General features: G+C 31.7%; 14 protein-coding genes. All 14 read left to right on the forward strand.

Going from position 1 to position 15,878, the window contains the following annotated elements; all coding sequences use genetic code 11:
- Window positions 1-523 precede the first annotated feature (523 nt).
- The gene (locus tag AC6CHU_RS12110) at window positions 524-1,651 is read left to right on the forward strand and encodes a DegT/DnrJ/EryC1/StrS family aminotransferase (protein ID WP_498121826.1); all 1,128 of its coding nucleotides are present in this window, start codon (window positions 524-526) and stop codon (window positions 1,649-1,651) included.
- Window positions 1,652-2,269 carry a sugar transferase gene (locus AC6CHU_RS12115; protein ID WP_498121828.1) on the forward strand — a complete coding sequence of 206 codons (618 nt, stop codon included), beginning with the start codon at window positions 1,652-1,654 and terminating at the stop codon, window positions 2,267-2,269.
- A gap of 34 nt (window positions 2,270-2,303) precedes the next feature.
- Complete coding sequence (locus tag AC6CHU_RS12120) at window positions 2,304-2,816, forward strand: GNAT family N-acetyltransferase (RefSeq protein ID WP_498121830.1); 513 nt, start codon at window positions 2,304-2,306, stop codon at window positions 2,814-2,816.
- Between the two features lie 66 nt (window positions 2,817-2,882).
- Window positions 2,883-3,881, forward strand: coding sequence for an ATP-grasp domain-containing protein (locus tag AC6CHU_RS12125; RefSeq protein ID WP_498121832.1), 999 nt, complete (start codon window positions 2,883-2,885; stop codon window positions 3,879-3,881).
- A 31-nt stretch (window positions 3,882-3,912) separates the two neighbouring features.
- Window positions 3,913-5,100: a glycosyltransferase family 4 protein gene (locus tag AC6CHU_RS12130; protein WP_498121834.1), complete on the forward strand. Its 1,188-nt coding sequence runs from the start codon at window positions 3,913-3,915 to the stop codon at window positions 5,098-5,100.
- Between the two features lie 128 nt (window positions 5,101-5,228).
- Window positions 5,229-6,341 carry a glycosyltransferase family 4 protein gene (locus AC6CHU_RS12135; RefSeq protein WP_498121836.1) on the forward strand — a complete coding sequence of 371 codons (1,113 nt, stop codon included), beginning with the start codon at window positions 5,229-5,231 and terminating at the stop codon, window positions 6,339-6,341.
- A 141-nt stretch (window positions 6,342-6,482) separates the two neighbouring features.
- Window positions 6,483-6,989, forward strand: coding sequence for a serine O-acetyltransferase (locus AC6CHU_RS12140; RefSeq protein WP_498121838.1), 507 nt, complete (start codon window positions 6,483-6,485; stop codon window positions 6,987-6,989).
- A gap of 323 nt (window positions 6,990-7,312) precedes the next feature.
- On the forward strand, window positions 7,313-8,389 hold the full coding sequence (locus AC6CHU_RS12145) for an EpsG family protein (protein ID WP_498121840.1): 1,077 nt from the start codon (window positions 7,313-7,315) through the stop codon (window positions 8,387-8,389).
- 42 nt (window positions 8,390-8,431) lie between these two features.
- Window positions 8,432-9,298 carry an ATP-grasp fold amidoligase family protein gene (locus tag AC6CHU_RS12150; protein WP_498121842.1) on the forward strand — a complete coding sequence of 289 codons (867 nt, stop codon included), beginning with the start codon at window positions 8,432-8,434 and terminating at the stop codon, window positions 9,296-9,298.
- A gap of 149 nt (window positions 9,299-9,447) precedes the next feature.
- Window positions 9,448-10,737 carry a lipopolysaccharide biosynthesis protein gene (locus AC6CHU_RS12155; RefSeq protein ID WP_498121844.1) on the forward strand — a complete coding sequence of 430 codons (1,290 nt, stop codon included), beginning with the start codon at window positions 9,448-9,450 and terminating at the stop codon, window positions 10,735-10,737.
- Window positions 10,738-10,855: 118 nt separating this feature from the next.
- On the forward strand, window positions 10,856-11,671 hold the full coding sequence (locus AC6CHU_RS12160; RefSeq protein ID WP_498121846.1) for a hypothetical protein: 816 nt from the start codon (window positions 10,856-10,858) through the stop codon (window positions 11,669-11,671).
- Window positions 11,672-11,806: 135 nt separating this feature from the next.
- Window positions 11,807-13,183: a UDP-glucose dehydrogenase family protein gene (locus AC6CHU_RS12165; protein WP_498121848.1), complete on the forward strand. Its 1,377-nt coding sequence runs from the start codon at window positions 11,807-11,809 to the stop codon at window positions 13,181-13,183.
- Complete coding sequence (locus AC6CHU_RS12170; protein WP_498121850.1) at window positions 13,158-14,189, forward strand: SDR family NAD(P)-dependent oxidoreductase; 1,032 nt, start codon at window positions 13,158-13,160, stop codon at window positions 14,187-14,189. The genes AC6CHU_RS12165 and AC6CHU_RS12170 overlap by 26 nt, the downstream gene beginning before the upstream one ends.
- 648 nt (window positions 14,190-14,837) lie before the next feature.
- A partial coding sequence (locus AC6CHU_RS12175) for a hypothetical protein (protein ID WP_498121852.1) occupies window positions 14,838-15,878 on the forward strand: 1,041 nt, incomplete at its 3' end.

Genomic DNA, 15,878 nt, shown 5'->3' on the forward strand with positions numbered 1-15,878 from the left:
GTGTATCTAGAGTTTTTATGTTTTTTGCACCAAGGTGATGTCTTCTTACCTTTATCAAAGAAGGCACTCGGCTATGCTGTGGGTTTTAGTAAACCTTAGACGCGATTGGTTGTCGGAGGTGTAGCGTGAGGTGGGGTTGGATGCCCTAGGTGTTATTTTTTTGTGGGATTCTCCCTAATACATAATTTTGGAAGGAGCTGGGTATCTTTTAAAATATGGAAAGCTCTTCGAGCTCTTTGTTCAGGTGAGAAGTATGATGGTGGAGCTTGGGTATAAATCCGTGAAAGGGGAGTGATTAAAATGGTATATATAAATAATAGGAAGAAACTCGGTTTTGAGTGGTTGTGAAGTGAATATCTATTTAGTATTTGCTTGGTAGATTGAATAGTTATTAAGAGGTTGCTATCAAAAGTAGATAACAATTTTAGTGAATTAGTAGTTGGTTGGAATGGAAGAATAATAGATTCTAATTAAGTACTAATTTACTAAATATTAACTTAACAAGGGAAGGAAGTCTAAAAATATGGAGTCGACAAAAGTAAAAGAAAGAATATTCCTTTCTTCACCACATATGAGTGATGAGGGTTATGAAATGCAATATGTGAAGGAAGCTTTTGATACAAACTGGATTGCACCACTTGGTGAAAATGTAAATGGATTTGAAAGAGAACTAGCTGAGAAAGTTGGTTCTAAATCTGCTGCTGCACTATCGTCTGGAACGGCCGCTATTCATTTAGCTCTCAAAGCAGCAGAAGTTGGAGAAGGAGATATTGTATTTTGTCCAACGCTTACTTTCTCGGCTACTGCAAATCCAATCATCTATCAAAATGCGATTCCTGTTTTTATCGATAGTGATTATGAAACATGGAATATGAGTCCTAAAGCATTAGAAGAAGCATTTGAGAAATATCCAGAAGTGAAAGCTGTTATTGTTGTTCACTTATATGGTTTGTCCGCTGATATGGATAAAATAATGGAAATTTGCAACAAGCATAATGTTGCAGTCATAGAAGATGCTGCTGAGTCTTTAGGTACTTTCTACAAAGGGATGCAAACAGGGACTTTTGGTGACTACGGCATCTTCTCTTTTAATGGAAATAAGATAATCACTACTTCTGGTGGTGGGATGCTAGTTTCCAATAATGAAGAACGTATTGCAAAGGCTAGATTCTGGGCAACTCAATCAAGGGACCAAGCAAGACATTATCAACATAGTGAATTAGGTTTTAATTACCGTATGAGTAATGTAGTTGCTGGAATTGGTAGAGGGCAGCTTAAAGTGTTAGATAAGAGAGTTGCGAAGAAGAATTATATTTTTGAGTTTTATAAGAGAGAACTTGGTGAACTTGAAGGTGTTGAGTTCATGCCTAACAATGAATGGGATGAACCAAATTTTTGGTTAAGCTCGTTAACATTGTCTGGTAAAATTAGACCTCTTGATATATTTGATGCATTGGAAGCTGAGAATATAGAGTCTAGACCGGTTTGGAAACCGATGCATTTGCAGCCTTTCTTTGATAAATATGATTTTATTGGTGTAGGTGTATCGGAAAAACTGTTTGAGAATGGTGTTTGTTTGCCGTCTGATACAAAGATGACGGATGAAGACCTAGAAAGAGTCGGTAAGATAATTAAAAGGTTGTGGAGATAAATGAGAGTTTTGAATTTATTTATTAAACGGTTAATAGATTTTTTTGGAAGCCTAATTGGTGTTGTTATTATTTCACCAATTCTTATTGTCATAGCCCTATCTATTAAGTTGACTTCAAAAGGCCCAATATTTTTTAAACAAGAGCGTTTAGGAAAGAATGGTAAGGTTTTTAAAATTATTAAATTTAGAACAATGGTTGTTAATGCTGAAAAACTTGGGGACGGATTAACAGTAAAAAATAATAATGATAATCGAATAACTAAGGTAGGTAAAATACTCCGTGCAACAAGTCTTGATGAATTACCCCAATTATTTAATATTGTAATGGGACAAATGAGCCTTGTAGGCCCTCGTCCACCGGTTACTTATTTTCCGTACAATGGGTTTGAAAACTATCCTGAGTGGGCAAAAAAACGTTTTACAGTGCGTCCTGGTGTAACAGGGTTAGCGCAAGTAACGGTAAGAAATTCAGTTAGCTGGGATGACAGAATTGTTGTAGATAACAAATATATTGATGCATTTAATGTATGGCTCGATATTAAGATTTTGTTTAAAACAGTGTTTAAGCTTTTTAAATCTGAAAATATCTATATGGAAACTGACAAAAAGTCTGTATAAGGCTTCGGTTATTAAAAGTGAAAGTGGTGAAAATGTGATCAAAGGAGAAAAAATATATCTAAGGCCAATTCTCAAGCAAGATATTACGTTCTTAAATGAATGGAAAAATGATGAAGAGACTTACAGATATTTAGGTGGGGGGTTTATACCAACATCTATAGATCAACAAGAAAAGTGGATGGACTCTATGATAGATACTACAGGTAATAATAAGCGATTTATCATTTGTGATAATGAAAATCTACCTATTGGAATGGTAGGCTTATATAGTATTAATTGGATTCATCGAACCTGTGAAATCGGCCTTTACATTGGAAACAAAAGTACCCAGGGTAGAGGATACGGGAAAGAATCATGTAGATTAATCGAGCAGTTTGCGAAAGAGTATTTAAACTTAAGAAAAATAAAGTTAAATGTTGTATTTGATAATGCTTCTGCTACAAACATGTGGTACTCCCTAGGTTATGAAAAAGTAGGAAAATTTAAAGATGAACGATTTATTAAAGGTGAATATAAGGATTTAGTCTTAATGGAAAAATTTATTTGATTATAGTAATAAAACTAATTAAAACAGTTGATTTTTAACAGTCTAACATTTGGGAGGATCTGACGAATGGGCATCGATTTAAATATACTAATATTAAGCTGTGGGACTAGAAATAAAATTGTACAGTACTTTAAAAAAGAACTAGGCAGCAAGGGGCTAGTTATTACTACTGATTGTAGTGATTTAGCGCCAGCTTTATATGAAGCAGATAAACATTTTATTGTTCCAAGAATGGGTGATGAGGGATACCTAGATATTATTCTTTCTATTTGCAAGGAGAATAATATTAAAGCCGTCTTATCATTGATAGATCCGGAACTTAGTCTTCTCGCAGAAAACAAACAAGCATTCCTAGATATTGGTACGATGCCTATTATCTCAGATTTGGATGTAGTTGATATGTGTTTTGATAAGTATAAAATGTTTGAGTTTTTGGTTCAGAATGGATTCCAAACTGTTAAAAGTTATGTAGACAAAGAACAGTTTTATATGGATGTGGAAGCTGGAGTTATTAACTATCCAGTATTTGTAAAGCCTACGAAAGGGAGCGCAAGTATCAATATAAGCAAGGCTACCTCCAAAGAAGAAATTGAACTATTATTTAGTAGATTTGATAATTTAATGATTCAAGAGTTTATGGATGGAACTGAATACGGAGCAGATGTTTATATCGATATGATTTCTGGTGACCCGGTAGCCATCTTTACAAAGGAAAAATTAAAAATGCGGGCCGGTGAAACTGATAAGTCTGTCTCGATTAAGGATAAACAGCTGTTTGAACTAATTAAAAAATTCGTAAAGGTGATTGGATTTAAAGGTATTATTGATATTGATATTTTTAAAGTTAAAGGTGAATATTACATCTCTGAAGTTAACCCTCGCTTTGGTGGAGGCTACCCACATGCTTATGAAAGTGGGGTAAACATACCAGAGATGATTATTAATAATATAAATGGAAACATAAATACGGAGATAATTGGTCGTTATGATGAAGGCATTTATATGATGAAGTTTAACGATCTATTTATTCGGAAGGTTAAACTTAAACAAGAAGTAATTTGCTAGATAACAAAACAAACAGGAAAGGATATATATGGTGAAAAAAGACGTATTGCTAATAGCTCATTTTTGTAATGACTTTAAAGGTAACAATAGATTTACTTATATTGCGGATTTGTTTTTAGTTAATGGATTCCAAGTAGAACTGATTACATCAGACTTTTCACATAGTAATAAGGTTAAGAAAGAGATTGTGGAGGAGAAATATAATTATAAAATTACCATGATTTCTGAACCTGGATATAAAAAAAATGTTTCATTAAAAAGATTTTATAGTCATTATATGATGGGGAAAGATCTAAATAAATTTCTAAACAATAGAAAAAAGCCGGACGTAATCTACTGTGCGGTTCCTTCACTTAGCGTTGCTAAAGTAGCTGCAGAGTATGCTAAAAAGAATAATATTAAGTTTATTATAGATATTCAGGATTTATGGCCAGAGGCGTTCAAAATGGTGTTTAATATTCCTGTGATTAGTAATCTATTATTTTACCCATTGCAACAGATGGCAGATAACATTTATAAATCTGCTGATGAGATTGTAGCTGTCTCTCAGACCTATTTAGATAGAGCATTAAAAGTTAACAACAAACATAAAGGGCATAGTATATTCTTAGGTTCTGAATTGAAGTACTATGATAAATTAGTAGAAAAGAATAGGTATACAGAAAAGCCGGAGAATGAAATATGGCTTAGTTATGTTGGAACATTAGGTCATAGTTATGATTTAACTTGTGTATTTGATTCTTTAGAGTTATTACAGAAGCAAGGTATAACTAATATTAAATTTATTGTAATGGGTGACGGTCCACTTAAAAATAGGTTTGAAAACTATGCTAAAGAAAAGAGATTAAATGTAGAATTTACAGGTAGGCTAGAATACGCAAAAATGGTAGGGTTACTTAAAATTTGTGATATTGCAGTAAATCCAATCACCAGTGGAGCTGCCCAAAGTATTATTAATAAGGTCGGCGATTATGCTGCAGCTGGATTACCTGTATTGAATACCCAGGAATGTCTAGAATATAGAGATCTAGTTGATGAATATCAAATTGGTTTAAATTGTGAGAACAACAATGCAGAAGATTTAGCAAGCAATATGTTTAAACTTTATAGTGATATGACCTTAAGAAAAATGATGGGTGAAAATAATCGTAGACTTGCTGAAGAAAGATTCGATAGGGAAAAAACATATCCTAAAATAGTTTCTCTGCTAATGGAATAATAAGTTTAAGTAAATTTGGCTAACGACGAAATAAGTATACGCTTTAAATTGGATGTAAGGCACTCAAACATAGGATTTAATGTAACCTAATAGACTAAAAAAACCTAAATTTATTGAGGTGTGGTTATTTGAATATAGTATATATTTCGTGCTTAACTGGAAATAAATCTGCTGGGCTTACCTACAGTGTTCCTGCGCAAATTGAAAGTCAAAGTATGTTAGATAATGTTTTTTGGTATAATCTGATCCCAAAGTACAGAAGGGAAATAGTCGGAAATATAAAATGTAATAGTGTCGAGGAATATCCTGCACTAAAAATAAAAAATTTGCCTAAACCATTTAACAAGCCTGATCTTGTGATATTTGAGGGCTTTTATTTTTATAATTATTGTAAGATTGCTAAAGAGCTTATGAAATATAATATCCCCTACATTATAATTCCCCGAAGCTCTTTAACAAAGGATGCTCAAGATAGCAAAAAGTTAAAAAAGAGAATTGCTAATTTCTTTTATTTCAATCGTTTTGCAAGTAATGCCATAGCAATTCAATATTTAACAAAGGATGAGCTTGAAGCCTCAGGGAAAGGATGGAATAAAACTGGAATTATAATTCCTAATGGGATTACGAAGAAGTTTAGAACTAAAGAGGTATACAATAATGATACTTTAAAAGGCATTTTTATTGGAAGATTAGATATATATCAAAAAGGTTTAGACTTATTTATTGAAGCATGCGCAGAAGTAAAAGATGAGTTAAAGGAAGCTAGATGTTGTATTGATATATATGGTCCAGATCAGCAAGGATCAAAGAATAAAATAGAAGATTTATTATCTAAGCATGGATTGGAAAAATATATTAAAGTGCATGAAGCTATTTTTGATGATGATAAAGAAAGAGTAATATTAGAAAGTGATTTTTTTATATTAACTTCACGATTTGAAGGTCACCCAATGGGATTGATTGAAGCCATGTCATATGGGCTACCTAGTATAGTGACTCAAGGTACAAACATGGCAGAGGAAATTGAGGTAGGAAATGCAGGTTGGCAGGCTGACAATACTATCGGAAGTATTAAAGAAGCTATTAAACAACTTATTCTGGAAAAGAAAAAATTCAGCGAAAAAGGGAAGAATGCTATTGAGATTTCAAAAAAATATGATTGGATTTCTTTGGCGGAACAAAGTCATCAATTATATGCTAATATACTCGAATATAAAAAGAAATCTTCTTCTTTCAGTTAATAAAAATTTGTAATTCGAAATAGCAGGGGAATTACAATTTTACTCAATAATTGGATGTTAATCTGATACTGCTAGTAAACTAGCAAAGGTTGTGTTGTTGGAGTTTTTTGATAAATCTTTTATTTATACGGAGATGAAATAATGAATATTAATCTCAATAATCGTTTTGTGAGGTTTATGTTTAATCGTATTAGACATTATGATAATAGAAAGTACTGGGAAATGCGTCAAGAGGTAGTAAATCCTAACTCTAAAGTACCAAAAGTGATCAGATTATTTTATTTGTACAAAATAAAAAAAATGGATGCTTTCAATAATGCTTCAATGGGCACGGATTTAGGAGGAGGAGGAGCCCATTTTGCAGAACCACCCATATTGTGGCATGGTCTCAATGGTATTATTATTTCTCATTATGCAAGTATTGGACGTAATTGCCAAATACATCAACACGTTACTATAGCAGAGGAAAATAAGAAATCAGCGAATATTGGAGACAACTGTTTTATCGGGGCGGGTGCTGTTATTATTGGTGGTGTCAAAATAGGAAATAACGTGAAAATTGGTGCTAATTGTGTTGTGGTCAAGGATGTGCCAGATAATTGTACGGCTGTAGGAGTCCCTGCAAGAATTATTTCAAATAGTAACTAGTTAGCTTTTATTGCTTTTTTATAAATTGGGAGAATTTAAACATCCTAGAATGAATATCAGAAAGAAAAATTTAAGTTTTAAATTATCTTATCAGTTACTTTTCTTAAAATACATTCTACAAAAGTGTTTAAGGATGACATTACTTAGATAAAGGAATCCTAGATAAAGCAACCTTTGATAAAGAACGCTACAAAAAAATAAAAAAGATTCTTGCAAAGTTAAACAAAGATAGGTTGTAAGTGAAGAAGGAGTCTTAAATGCTAATATACGTTATTTTGACTATTTTTTATTTGGTATGCATGATAATTGAATCTTCGACAAAAATGAAATCGAAAAAGTTGCATTCAAAGTATTGGATTATTTTCCTCATGAGTCCATTATTTTTACTTGCAGCCATTAGAGATCTTAGTGTTGGTAATGATACTAGCAATTACTTTTGGGCTTTTTCAAATATTTCACAGGAAAACCTATTTGCAGCATCAGAATCTCGTTTTGAAATAGGATATGTATTTTTAGTAAGATTAATCAGTAAATTAGGTTTTGATTATTTTGGTTTTCAGGTAGTTACAACCTTTTTTATTTTTTATGTTTTTAGTTCATTTATAAAAAAGTACTCAGTTAATTATTCCTTTAGTATCTTTATATTTCTTACAATGAATAGCTTTTTCGATACAATGAACATTTCTAGATCATACCTAGCCTTATCCATTTTATTGTTGTCAATTAAGTATATTAATGAAAAATGCCCAATTAAATTTACTCTTTTTGTAGGGTTTGCTACTTTATTTCACACATCGGCAATAGTGTTTTTATTAATATATCCTCTTTCAAAGGTTCAATGGTCCTATAAGAAGTTTATACAAATAATAATTATGGGAGCGATCGTGGGATTACTATTCGATCAAATAGTTAACTTATTTGTGAACCTAACAGGAAGTTATTCAGTTTATTTAAATAGTCAATATTTTGTATTTGAAAATAATATAGCAATATATATTGGATTACTTATCAATTTGGCATTTCTATTATTGGGTATTTTAGTAAGATATTATTGGAATGAAACAGCTGGTTCTTCTTTGATAAAAGATGGTATCAATAAAACGAACTATTTTACTCAGAGTAATTTTAGTAATATTTGGTTTTCTGCTGTAGTAATCTCTTTTGTGATTTCTGTTGCGGGATTAAATTCTACGATTATGAGTAGAGTTGGATTGTATTTCTCGGCATTATATATTGTATTTATACCCAATATACTATCTCAAATAAGAGATTATAAGGTAAGAATATTAGTCGGAATTTTAATAATTATATTTTTATTATTATACTTTTTGATTTTAATGATTTATAGACCTAACTGGTATGGGGTTATTCCTTATGATTGGTTTTTGGAAAACCTCTAAGGTGTCCAACATAGTAGGGTGCTACGAAAGGATAAAATAAATATGGCTAATAAAAGTATAAAGAATATTGTTGAAAAGTGTAGTTCTTATTTATCTGATAAGTTATATCTAAAGTTAAAATATAGAATTTTAATGGGGAAAAAATTAGACCTGCAAAATCCCAAAACTTATAATGAAAAGTTACAGTGGTTAAAAATTAATGATCGAAGACCAGCACAGATGAAGTATGTAGATAAATATGAAGTCCGATCATATATTACCGACACTATCGGTGAAGATTATTTAATACCACTTATTGGGGTATATGAAAGTGTAGAACAAATAGATTGGGGTTTCCTTCCAGCTGAATTTGTACTGAAATGTACGCATGGATGTGGTTCAAATATAATTAGTGATGATAAATCCAAACTTGATATAAATAAGTCCGAAAGGAAATTAAAAAAATGGATGAAAAAAAATTGGTATTGGTATGGTAGAGAATGGCCATATAAAGATTTAAAACCTAAAATCATTTGTGAGAAGTTTCTTCAAGATAACATAGTAGATTATAAAATTATGTGTTTTAATGGGGAACCTAAATTAATTCAAATACATCAAGATAGACACAACAGTCATCACACCATTGATTTTTATGATATAAATTGGAATAAAACTGATATTAGGAGAAAAAATACACCTAACTCAGAATACGCATTACCAAAACCTGTAAAATTAGATGAGATGTTATTTTTGGCAAAAGAGCTTTCTAAAAATGAATACCATGTTAGAGTTGATTTTTATGAAGTAGAAGGAAAAATTTATTTTGGTGAGAAAACATACTATTCAGCTTCAGGTTTTTCCCCATTTAATAAGAAAGAAGATGATGAATTAATTGGTAGTTGGATTAAATTACCATTAAATAATTCCTAGGTATTGTGCAGTTAGATTAAACTATCTTATGGAAAAGGGAAACCAGCTAAAAAAAAGGTTATTACGATAAATTTATATAAAAGCTATTTATACTTAGCTATAAACTAGAATGTAATATTAGAGTAGTATTTAAGGAGTACTATAATTGTATGAAAAACAGATTTTTAAAATTTAGTAAAAAGCCATTTGTGCGTAATGTAGCTATAGTAGCTACCGGTAGTGCGGCGGCTCAAGTTGTTACCTTTATATTTTCACCTGTAATTACACGTATATATGGTCCAGATGCATATGGAGTATGGGGAGTATTTATGTCATTATTTGCAATTATTTCTCCTTTAGCAGCTTTAACATACCCAACGGCTATAGTTTTGCCAAAGAAGGATTCTGATGCAAAATCATTGGTTCAGTTATCATTATATACTTCAGTGGGCATGGCCTTCTTATTAATAATAATTTTGATATTCTTTAACGAATCTATTGTTAGATTATTAAATATAGATGTTATTGAATCTTTTTTATATCTCCTACCTTTTGTAATAATCTTTTCAGCTTTACTTCAGGTTGCACAGCAATGGCTTTTACGCACAAAGCAATTTAGAATCACTGCTAAAAGTGCATTCTTAAATGCTTTAATTTTAAATAGTATTAAAACAGGTATTGGTTTTGTAAATCCTACAGCCTCTGTGTTAATTATCTTAACAACTTTAGGAAGCTTAATAAATGCATTTCTTCTAATGGTTGGAATTTTCCGTAAAAACCCACTTTCAAAACCTGAGTTAAAACATTATATCTATCTTAAAGATATTAGCAAAAAATATCGGGATTTTCCATTATTAAGAGCACCACAGACACTTATCCATTCACTTACACAAAATCTTCCCGTCCTATTTCTTTCCAGTTTTTTTGGCCCAGCTTCTGCTGGGTTCTATTCTTTAGGAAGATCTGTTCTAGGTAAGCCACTAGAACTAATAGGTAAATCAGTAAATGATGTGTTCTATCCTAGAATTAGTGAAGCAGCACACAGAAATGAAAGTATTGGTAATTTGATTATAAGAGCAACTTTATCACTTACTTTAATTGGTGTTCTGCCATTTGGGGCAATAATCTTATTAGGTCCCATTCTATTCGAATTTGTTTTTGGAGCACAATGGATCAAAGCGGGAGAATATGCAAGTTGGTTAGCTATTAATTTCTTTTTAGGTTTTATTAATGGACCATCGAAAATGGCTATACCTGTATTAAACTTACAAGGATTTTATTTAATTTATGAAATAATGAGTGGGGTTTTTCGGATAGGGATATTGCTCTTAAGTTTCTATATTTTTAATAATGACCTATATGTAATTGCCTCTTTTAGTTTAGCAAGTATAATAACCAATTTATTTTTAATAATTTACACCATATATAAATCTAAGCATTTTAAGAAAAATGCTACTTAAACACTATATATAATTAGGAAAACTTAAAATACTAATAGAGTTCTAGAAGAAGTAGAAAGTTAACTAGAGTATCGATATGAAGAACTGAAATATTACAATATGAAAAGGAGTACTATCCATGAATACTATTTTTAAAGATAATAATAGCATTGATGTAAGTATTTTGTGGACAGGCGGGTGGGATTCAACATATAGGATTGTTGAACTTTCTAGACAATTGTGTACTGTGCAACCTATTTATGTGTATGGTGATGATAGGCAGAGTGAAAAATATGAACGAAAAGCTATGAAGAGGATCCTATCGAATCTAAATAACCGAAAAGAAACAAAAGCAACTTTTTTACCAATTAAATTTATAGATAAAAAGTCAATACCTTCAAATCAAGAGATTACTAAAGCGTTTGAATTAATTACTAAAGAAACAAAATTAGGTTCTCAGCATGAATGGTTAGCTCGACTAGCCTTTATTTATCCTGGCTTGGAATTAGGAACAGAAGCGGCTCCTTTAGAAGTAAGTAATATTCTAACAGCTATCAATAAATATGGAAAACTTATAAGAGATGAAAGTGGAGACGGTTATATTCTAGACCCTAATAATAGTGTAAAGGAAGGGATGTTAGTACTTGGTAATTTTAAGTTCCCAATAATTAGAAAAACAGGGGAGGATATGAAAACAAATATTCATTTATGGGGGTATGAAGATGTTATGAAAAATGTTTGGGTCTGTCATACTCCTGTATTTGGAAAACCTTGTGGATTTTGTCATCCTTGTGAATTAAAGATCGAAACAGGTATGGATTTTCTCTTAACGAGGTCTGCATTGAAGAGGTATGCACAAAGGAATAAGCAGCCCTTTAAACTTGTATATAAGATTGTGAGAAGAATCAGTAGAGGTATTGAAAAAGTAATGCCCAACTACTTTATTAAATCTTAGGAGATACGGTTATTAAGGATAAATACTGTAGATTTTAATGAGAATTATTCACACATATCCTCATAATTACAAATTACTACAAGATGGAGAAATACTTATTCCACTTACAATTTCAAGTAAAAGGAAGGAATTTATATGTACAAAATAGCAGTAGCTGGGACAGGTTACGTTGGATTAGTAGCAGGTGTTTGTTTTGCTGAAGTTGGGCATAAAGTTACTTGTGTTGATATCGACGAAAGCAAAGTGAATTTAATGAAGTCAGGGGTTTCCCCAATATATGAGGCTGATTTGGAAGAGCTAATGCAAAAGAATTATGCTGCTGGACGCATTGATTATACCACAGATTATACATCAGCTTACAATGATGCAGATGCTATTTTTATAGGTGTTGGTACACCTGAACAACCAGATGGTTCTGCAAATCTATCATATATAGCAACAGTTGCAAGACAAATTGCTGAATCGGTAGAAAAAGATTGTCTAGTAGTAGTTAAATCGACAGTTCCAGTTGGAACGAATGATAAAGTGGAACAGTTTATTCAAGATTTTTTAGTCAAAGATGTGAAAGTGGAAGTAGCATCAAACCCTGAATTCTTAGCGCAAGGATCTGCAGTTCATGATACTCTTCATGCTGAGAGAATCATTATTGGTTCAGAAAGTAAGTGGGCTGAAGAATTATTAACGAAAATTTATGAACCGTTTCATTTACCGATTGTTTCAGTAAATAGAAGATCGGCAGAAATGATAAAATATGCATCGAATGACTTCCTTGCACTAAAAATCTCGTATATGAACGACATAGCTAATCTTTGTGAATTGGTTGGAGCGGATATTCAGGATGTAGCTCAGGGAATGAGTTTTGATGAGCGTATTGGAAGTAAGTTCTTAAATGCAGGGATTGGCTTTGGTGGATCATGCTTCCCTAAGGATACAAAAGCGCTTGAGTATATTGCTAAACAAAATGGTTATGAACTCAAAACGGTTAAAGCGGCTATTGATGTAAACAAAGAACAAAAAACAATGCTTTATAAGAAAGCTAGTAAAAGACTTATTACATTTAACGGACTCAAAGTTGCTGTATTAGGTTTAACTTTCAAACCAGGTACGGATGATTTAAGAGAAGCAGCTTCCCTGGAAAATGTGCCATTATTGCTAGAGCAAGGTGCGGATATTTTTGCCTATGACCCTGTAGGAGCTAAGAATTTTGCAAAGGTTCATCCAGAAGGTAAAAACGGTAAAGGTAGCATCACATATGTATCAAATATAGAACATGCACTAAAAGATGCAAATGTTTGTTTTATTTTTACCGAGTGGGGAGAAATAAAAGCAGTATCACCTGACACTTATAAAGATTTGATGAGAACTCCTTTGGTATATGACGGAAGGAACATATATAGTATTGAGGATATGCAAGATACGGGAGTTGAGTATCACTCTATAGGAAGAGCACCAGCTAATAGAGATAGTAAAAAGGAGTCGAAGAGACTTGAACTTAAAATCACTAGTTCCTAATAAAGTGTACCTTATTACTGGGGTAGCCGGTTTTATCGGGTTTTATCTATCTAGAAAACTACTTGAACAGGGATGCAGAGTGGTAGGGATTGATAATCTTAATGACTACTATGATGTAAACCTTAAAAATGCCCGTTTAAAACAGCTTGAACCTTACGAAAGGTTTACCTTTATCCAAGTGGATATTTCAGATAAGTCGGCGATTACAAATATCTTTGAAGAGTATAAACCGAATGTTGTGGTGAATCTGGCTGCTCAAGCTGGTGTACGTTATTCGATTGAGAATCCGGATGTATATATTCAAAGCAACATAATCGGGTTTTATAACATCCTTGAAGCTTGCAGATACAATCCAGTTGATCACCTTGTCTATGCTTCATCCAGTTCTGTCTATGGGGCGAATAAAAAGGTCCCATTTGAAGAAACAGATTTTGTGGATAATCCTGTTTCACTTTATGCTTCAACTAAAAAGTCAAATGAACTGATGGCTCATACTTATAGCCACCTATATAAAATTCCTGCAACAGGATTACGCTTCTTTACTGTGTATGGTCCAATGGGAAGGCCGGACATGGCATACTTTGGATTTACCGATAAATACTTTGCAGGTGAGCCAATTAAAATCTTTAACAATGGGGACTTTGAAAATGACCTCTATCGTGACTTCACATATATTGATGATATTGTAGAAGGAATTGAGCGACTTTTAAGCAATCCTCCAGAAGAAGGAGGTTCTGTTCCCCATAAAGTGTTCAACATCGGGAACAACAGTCCAGAAAAGTTGATGGTATTTATAGGAGCCCTTGAAAAAGCATTAAGTCATGCTCTTGGGAAAGAAGTAGTATTTGAAAAGGTATTTGAGCCAATTAAACCAGGGGATGTTCCTGCTACTTATGCTTCCACTGAACAGCTACAAAAAGCTGTAGGCTTTAAACCTGAAACTCCTATTGAAAAAGGGTTACAGAAGTTTGTGGATTGGTATGTGGAGTATTACAGAAAGAAATAGAAAATATTTCGACATTTGCCGACCGAGGATAATTTAATTCAGTCGGCTTTTTTTATAAAAATAGTGCTTAAAAGAATTTACTGTGAAAAGCATATATAATAATTCTTATAGTTCACTTCATATTGCAAAAGTTAAGCAATATTTTATCTTTCCATACCTCATTTTTTTACCATTGAATCATTGGAGGAAAAGAAATGAATTCAGCCTTACAGTATGTTTTTATAATCCCAGTCTTACTACTACCAATCTTAATTCTACTTGTTAAACATCCGATAAGGACTATTAGAGTGTTATCAGTAGTCCTTCTTATTCTATGTGTTTTGGTTTTTGTTGGAGTTTTTCCGATACTTATACTAGTAAAATACAAATATTGGATTTTGTTATACATTCTAATACCTTTTATACTTAGATTTTTGTCCTACTTCACAGATAATTTAAATATTACTAGTGAACAGAAAAAGGAATTTATTAAAAATTTAATACTATCTTCTTTTGCTGCTTTTGCACTTATAATCCTATTCGCAAGCTTTGGCTATATCGAAAAAGGAACGCCATTGATTGTTGGAATGTTCTTGTTTTTTTTTATTTTTCACAAAACAAATAGGTAGTTATCAATTAGTTTCGGCAGTTATATCTGGTATTGTCCCTATGTTATTTCCTGGCTTTGATAAACTGAACTCTTATTTTACTATATTTATAGTTTGGATAACTGTTCAGTTTTCATACCACTTCATTTTAAAACTAATCAACAAAAAGAGAACCCATGAATCTGAGAAAATAGTAATTTTAATTATAGTTTTAATCTCATCTACTCTATTATTAACGAATACAAACATATATGGATGGGCCAATATTAGTCTTTATGGTATTGTTATAATCTCATTTCTTGTATTTATTTATGGGATACCCAATATTTTAGAAGGCAATATAACAAACAAGGTAATTATACATATCTTACCGATAATAATTGCTTTATCTGTTAGTGTTCTTCTTATGTACTTAGGTCTAAATAATCCATTAATTATGAAATTCTTAAATCCTATTTATCCCTATATTCTTTTAACTGTGTTAGTTGTTACTTTTACAAGGGGATTATCTCTGCTAGATCAAAAGTCAAGTTCTTTCTCACCCTTTAATCTAAATAAACTTTATGACTTATTTATACAACTGCTAGGAAAGAAGTTTGGAGCTCCCCTCTTTTTAATTTTTTTCGGTAAACATTACAAAGAAATTAATCAATATATTAATTTGTTAATAGTTATATTAATTTTGACATTTTTTTATTTAATACCTACAGAAATATCAGGGATTTATAAAGATGAATTAATAGCTTCAACTATGTTATTAACATTCCTAACTTTAAACTCTTTAATTGCAACTATGACTTTTGTTAGTGAAGTAATTCATTTAATAAAACTTGAAAATGAGTTACCGATTATATCAAAGGAATATGCTTTGAAAATGAGTACATCTCTTTCATTACAATATGTTTTTATTTTCCTTCCGTTAATACTAGCATTCTACTCGTTATTTAAATTCTTGAATTTCTCGGTTATTATAACCACAATTATATATATTGTTTTGTTTTTCCTGAATATAATTGTATCGTTGTATAAGGACTTAACAGGAGAAGAAAGGAATAATTTTAGAAGAGTTAGATTTAACTTAACTCAATTTTTACAAATAAGT

Source organism: Cytobacillus sp. GQ23, from assembly GCF_059758675.1.

Excerpts from the sequence above, each read along its gene's own strand:
- AC6CHU_RS12110 (WP_498121826.1), top strand. The coding sequence starts at position 524 with ATGGAGTCGACAAAAGTAAAAGAAAGAATATTCCTTTCTTCACCACAT.
- AC6CHU_RS12115 (WP_498121828.1), top strand. The coding sequence starts at position 1,652 with ATGAGAGTTTTGAATTTATTTATTAAACGGTTAATAGATTTTTTTGGA.
- AC6CHU_RS12125 (WP_498121832.1), top strand. The coding sequence starts at position 2,883 with ATGGGCATCGATTTAAATATACTAATATTAAGCTGTGGGACTAGAAAT.
- AC6CHU_RS12140 (WP_498121838.1), top strand. The coding sequence starts at position 6,483 with ATGAATATTAATCTCAATAATCGTTTTGTGAGGTTTATGTTTAATCGT.
- AC6CHU_RS12145 (WP_498121840.1), top strand. The coding sequence starts at position 7,313 with ATGAAATCGAAAAAGTTGCATTCAAAGTATTGGATTATTTTCCTCATG.
- AC6CHU_RS12150 (WP_498121842.1), top strand. The coding sequence starts at position 8,432 with ATGGCTAATAAAAGTATAAAGAATATTGTTGAAAAGTGTAGTTCTTAT.
- AC6CHU_RS12155 (WP_498121844.1), top strand. The coding sequence starts at position 9,448 with ATGAAAAACAGATTTTTAAAATTTAGTAAAAAGCCATTTGTGCGTAAT.
- AC6CHU_RS12160 (WP_498121846.1), top strand. The coding sequence starts at position 10,856 with ATGAATACTATTTTTAAAGATAATAATAGCATTGATGTAAGTATTTTG.
- AC6CHU_RS12165 (WP_498121848.1), top strand. The coding sequence starts at position 11,807 with ATGTACAAAATAGCAGTAGCTGGGACAGGTTACGTTGGATTAGTAGCA.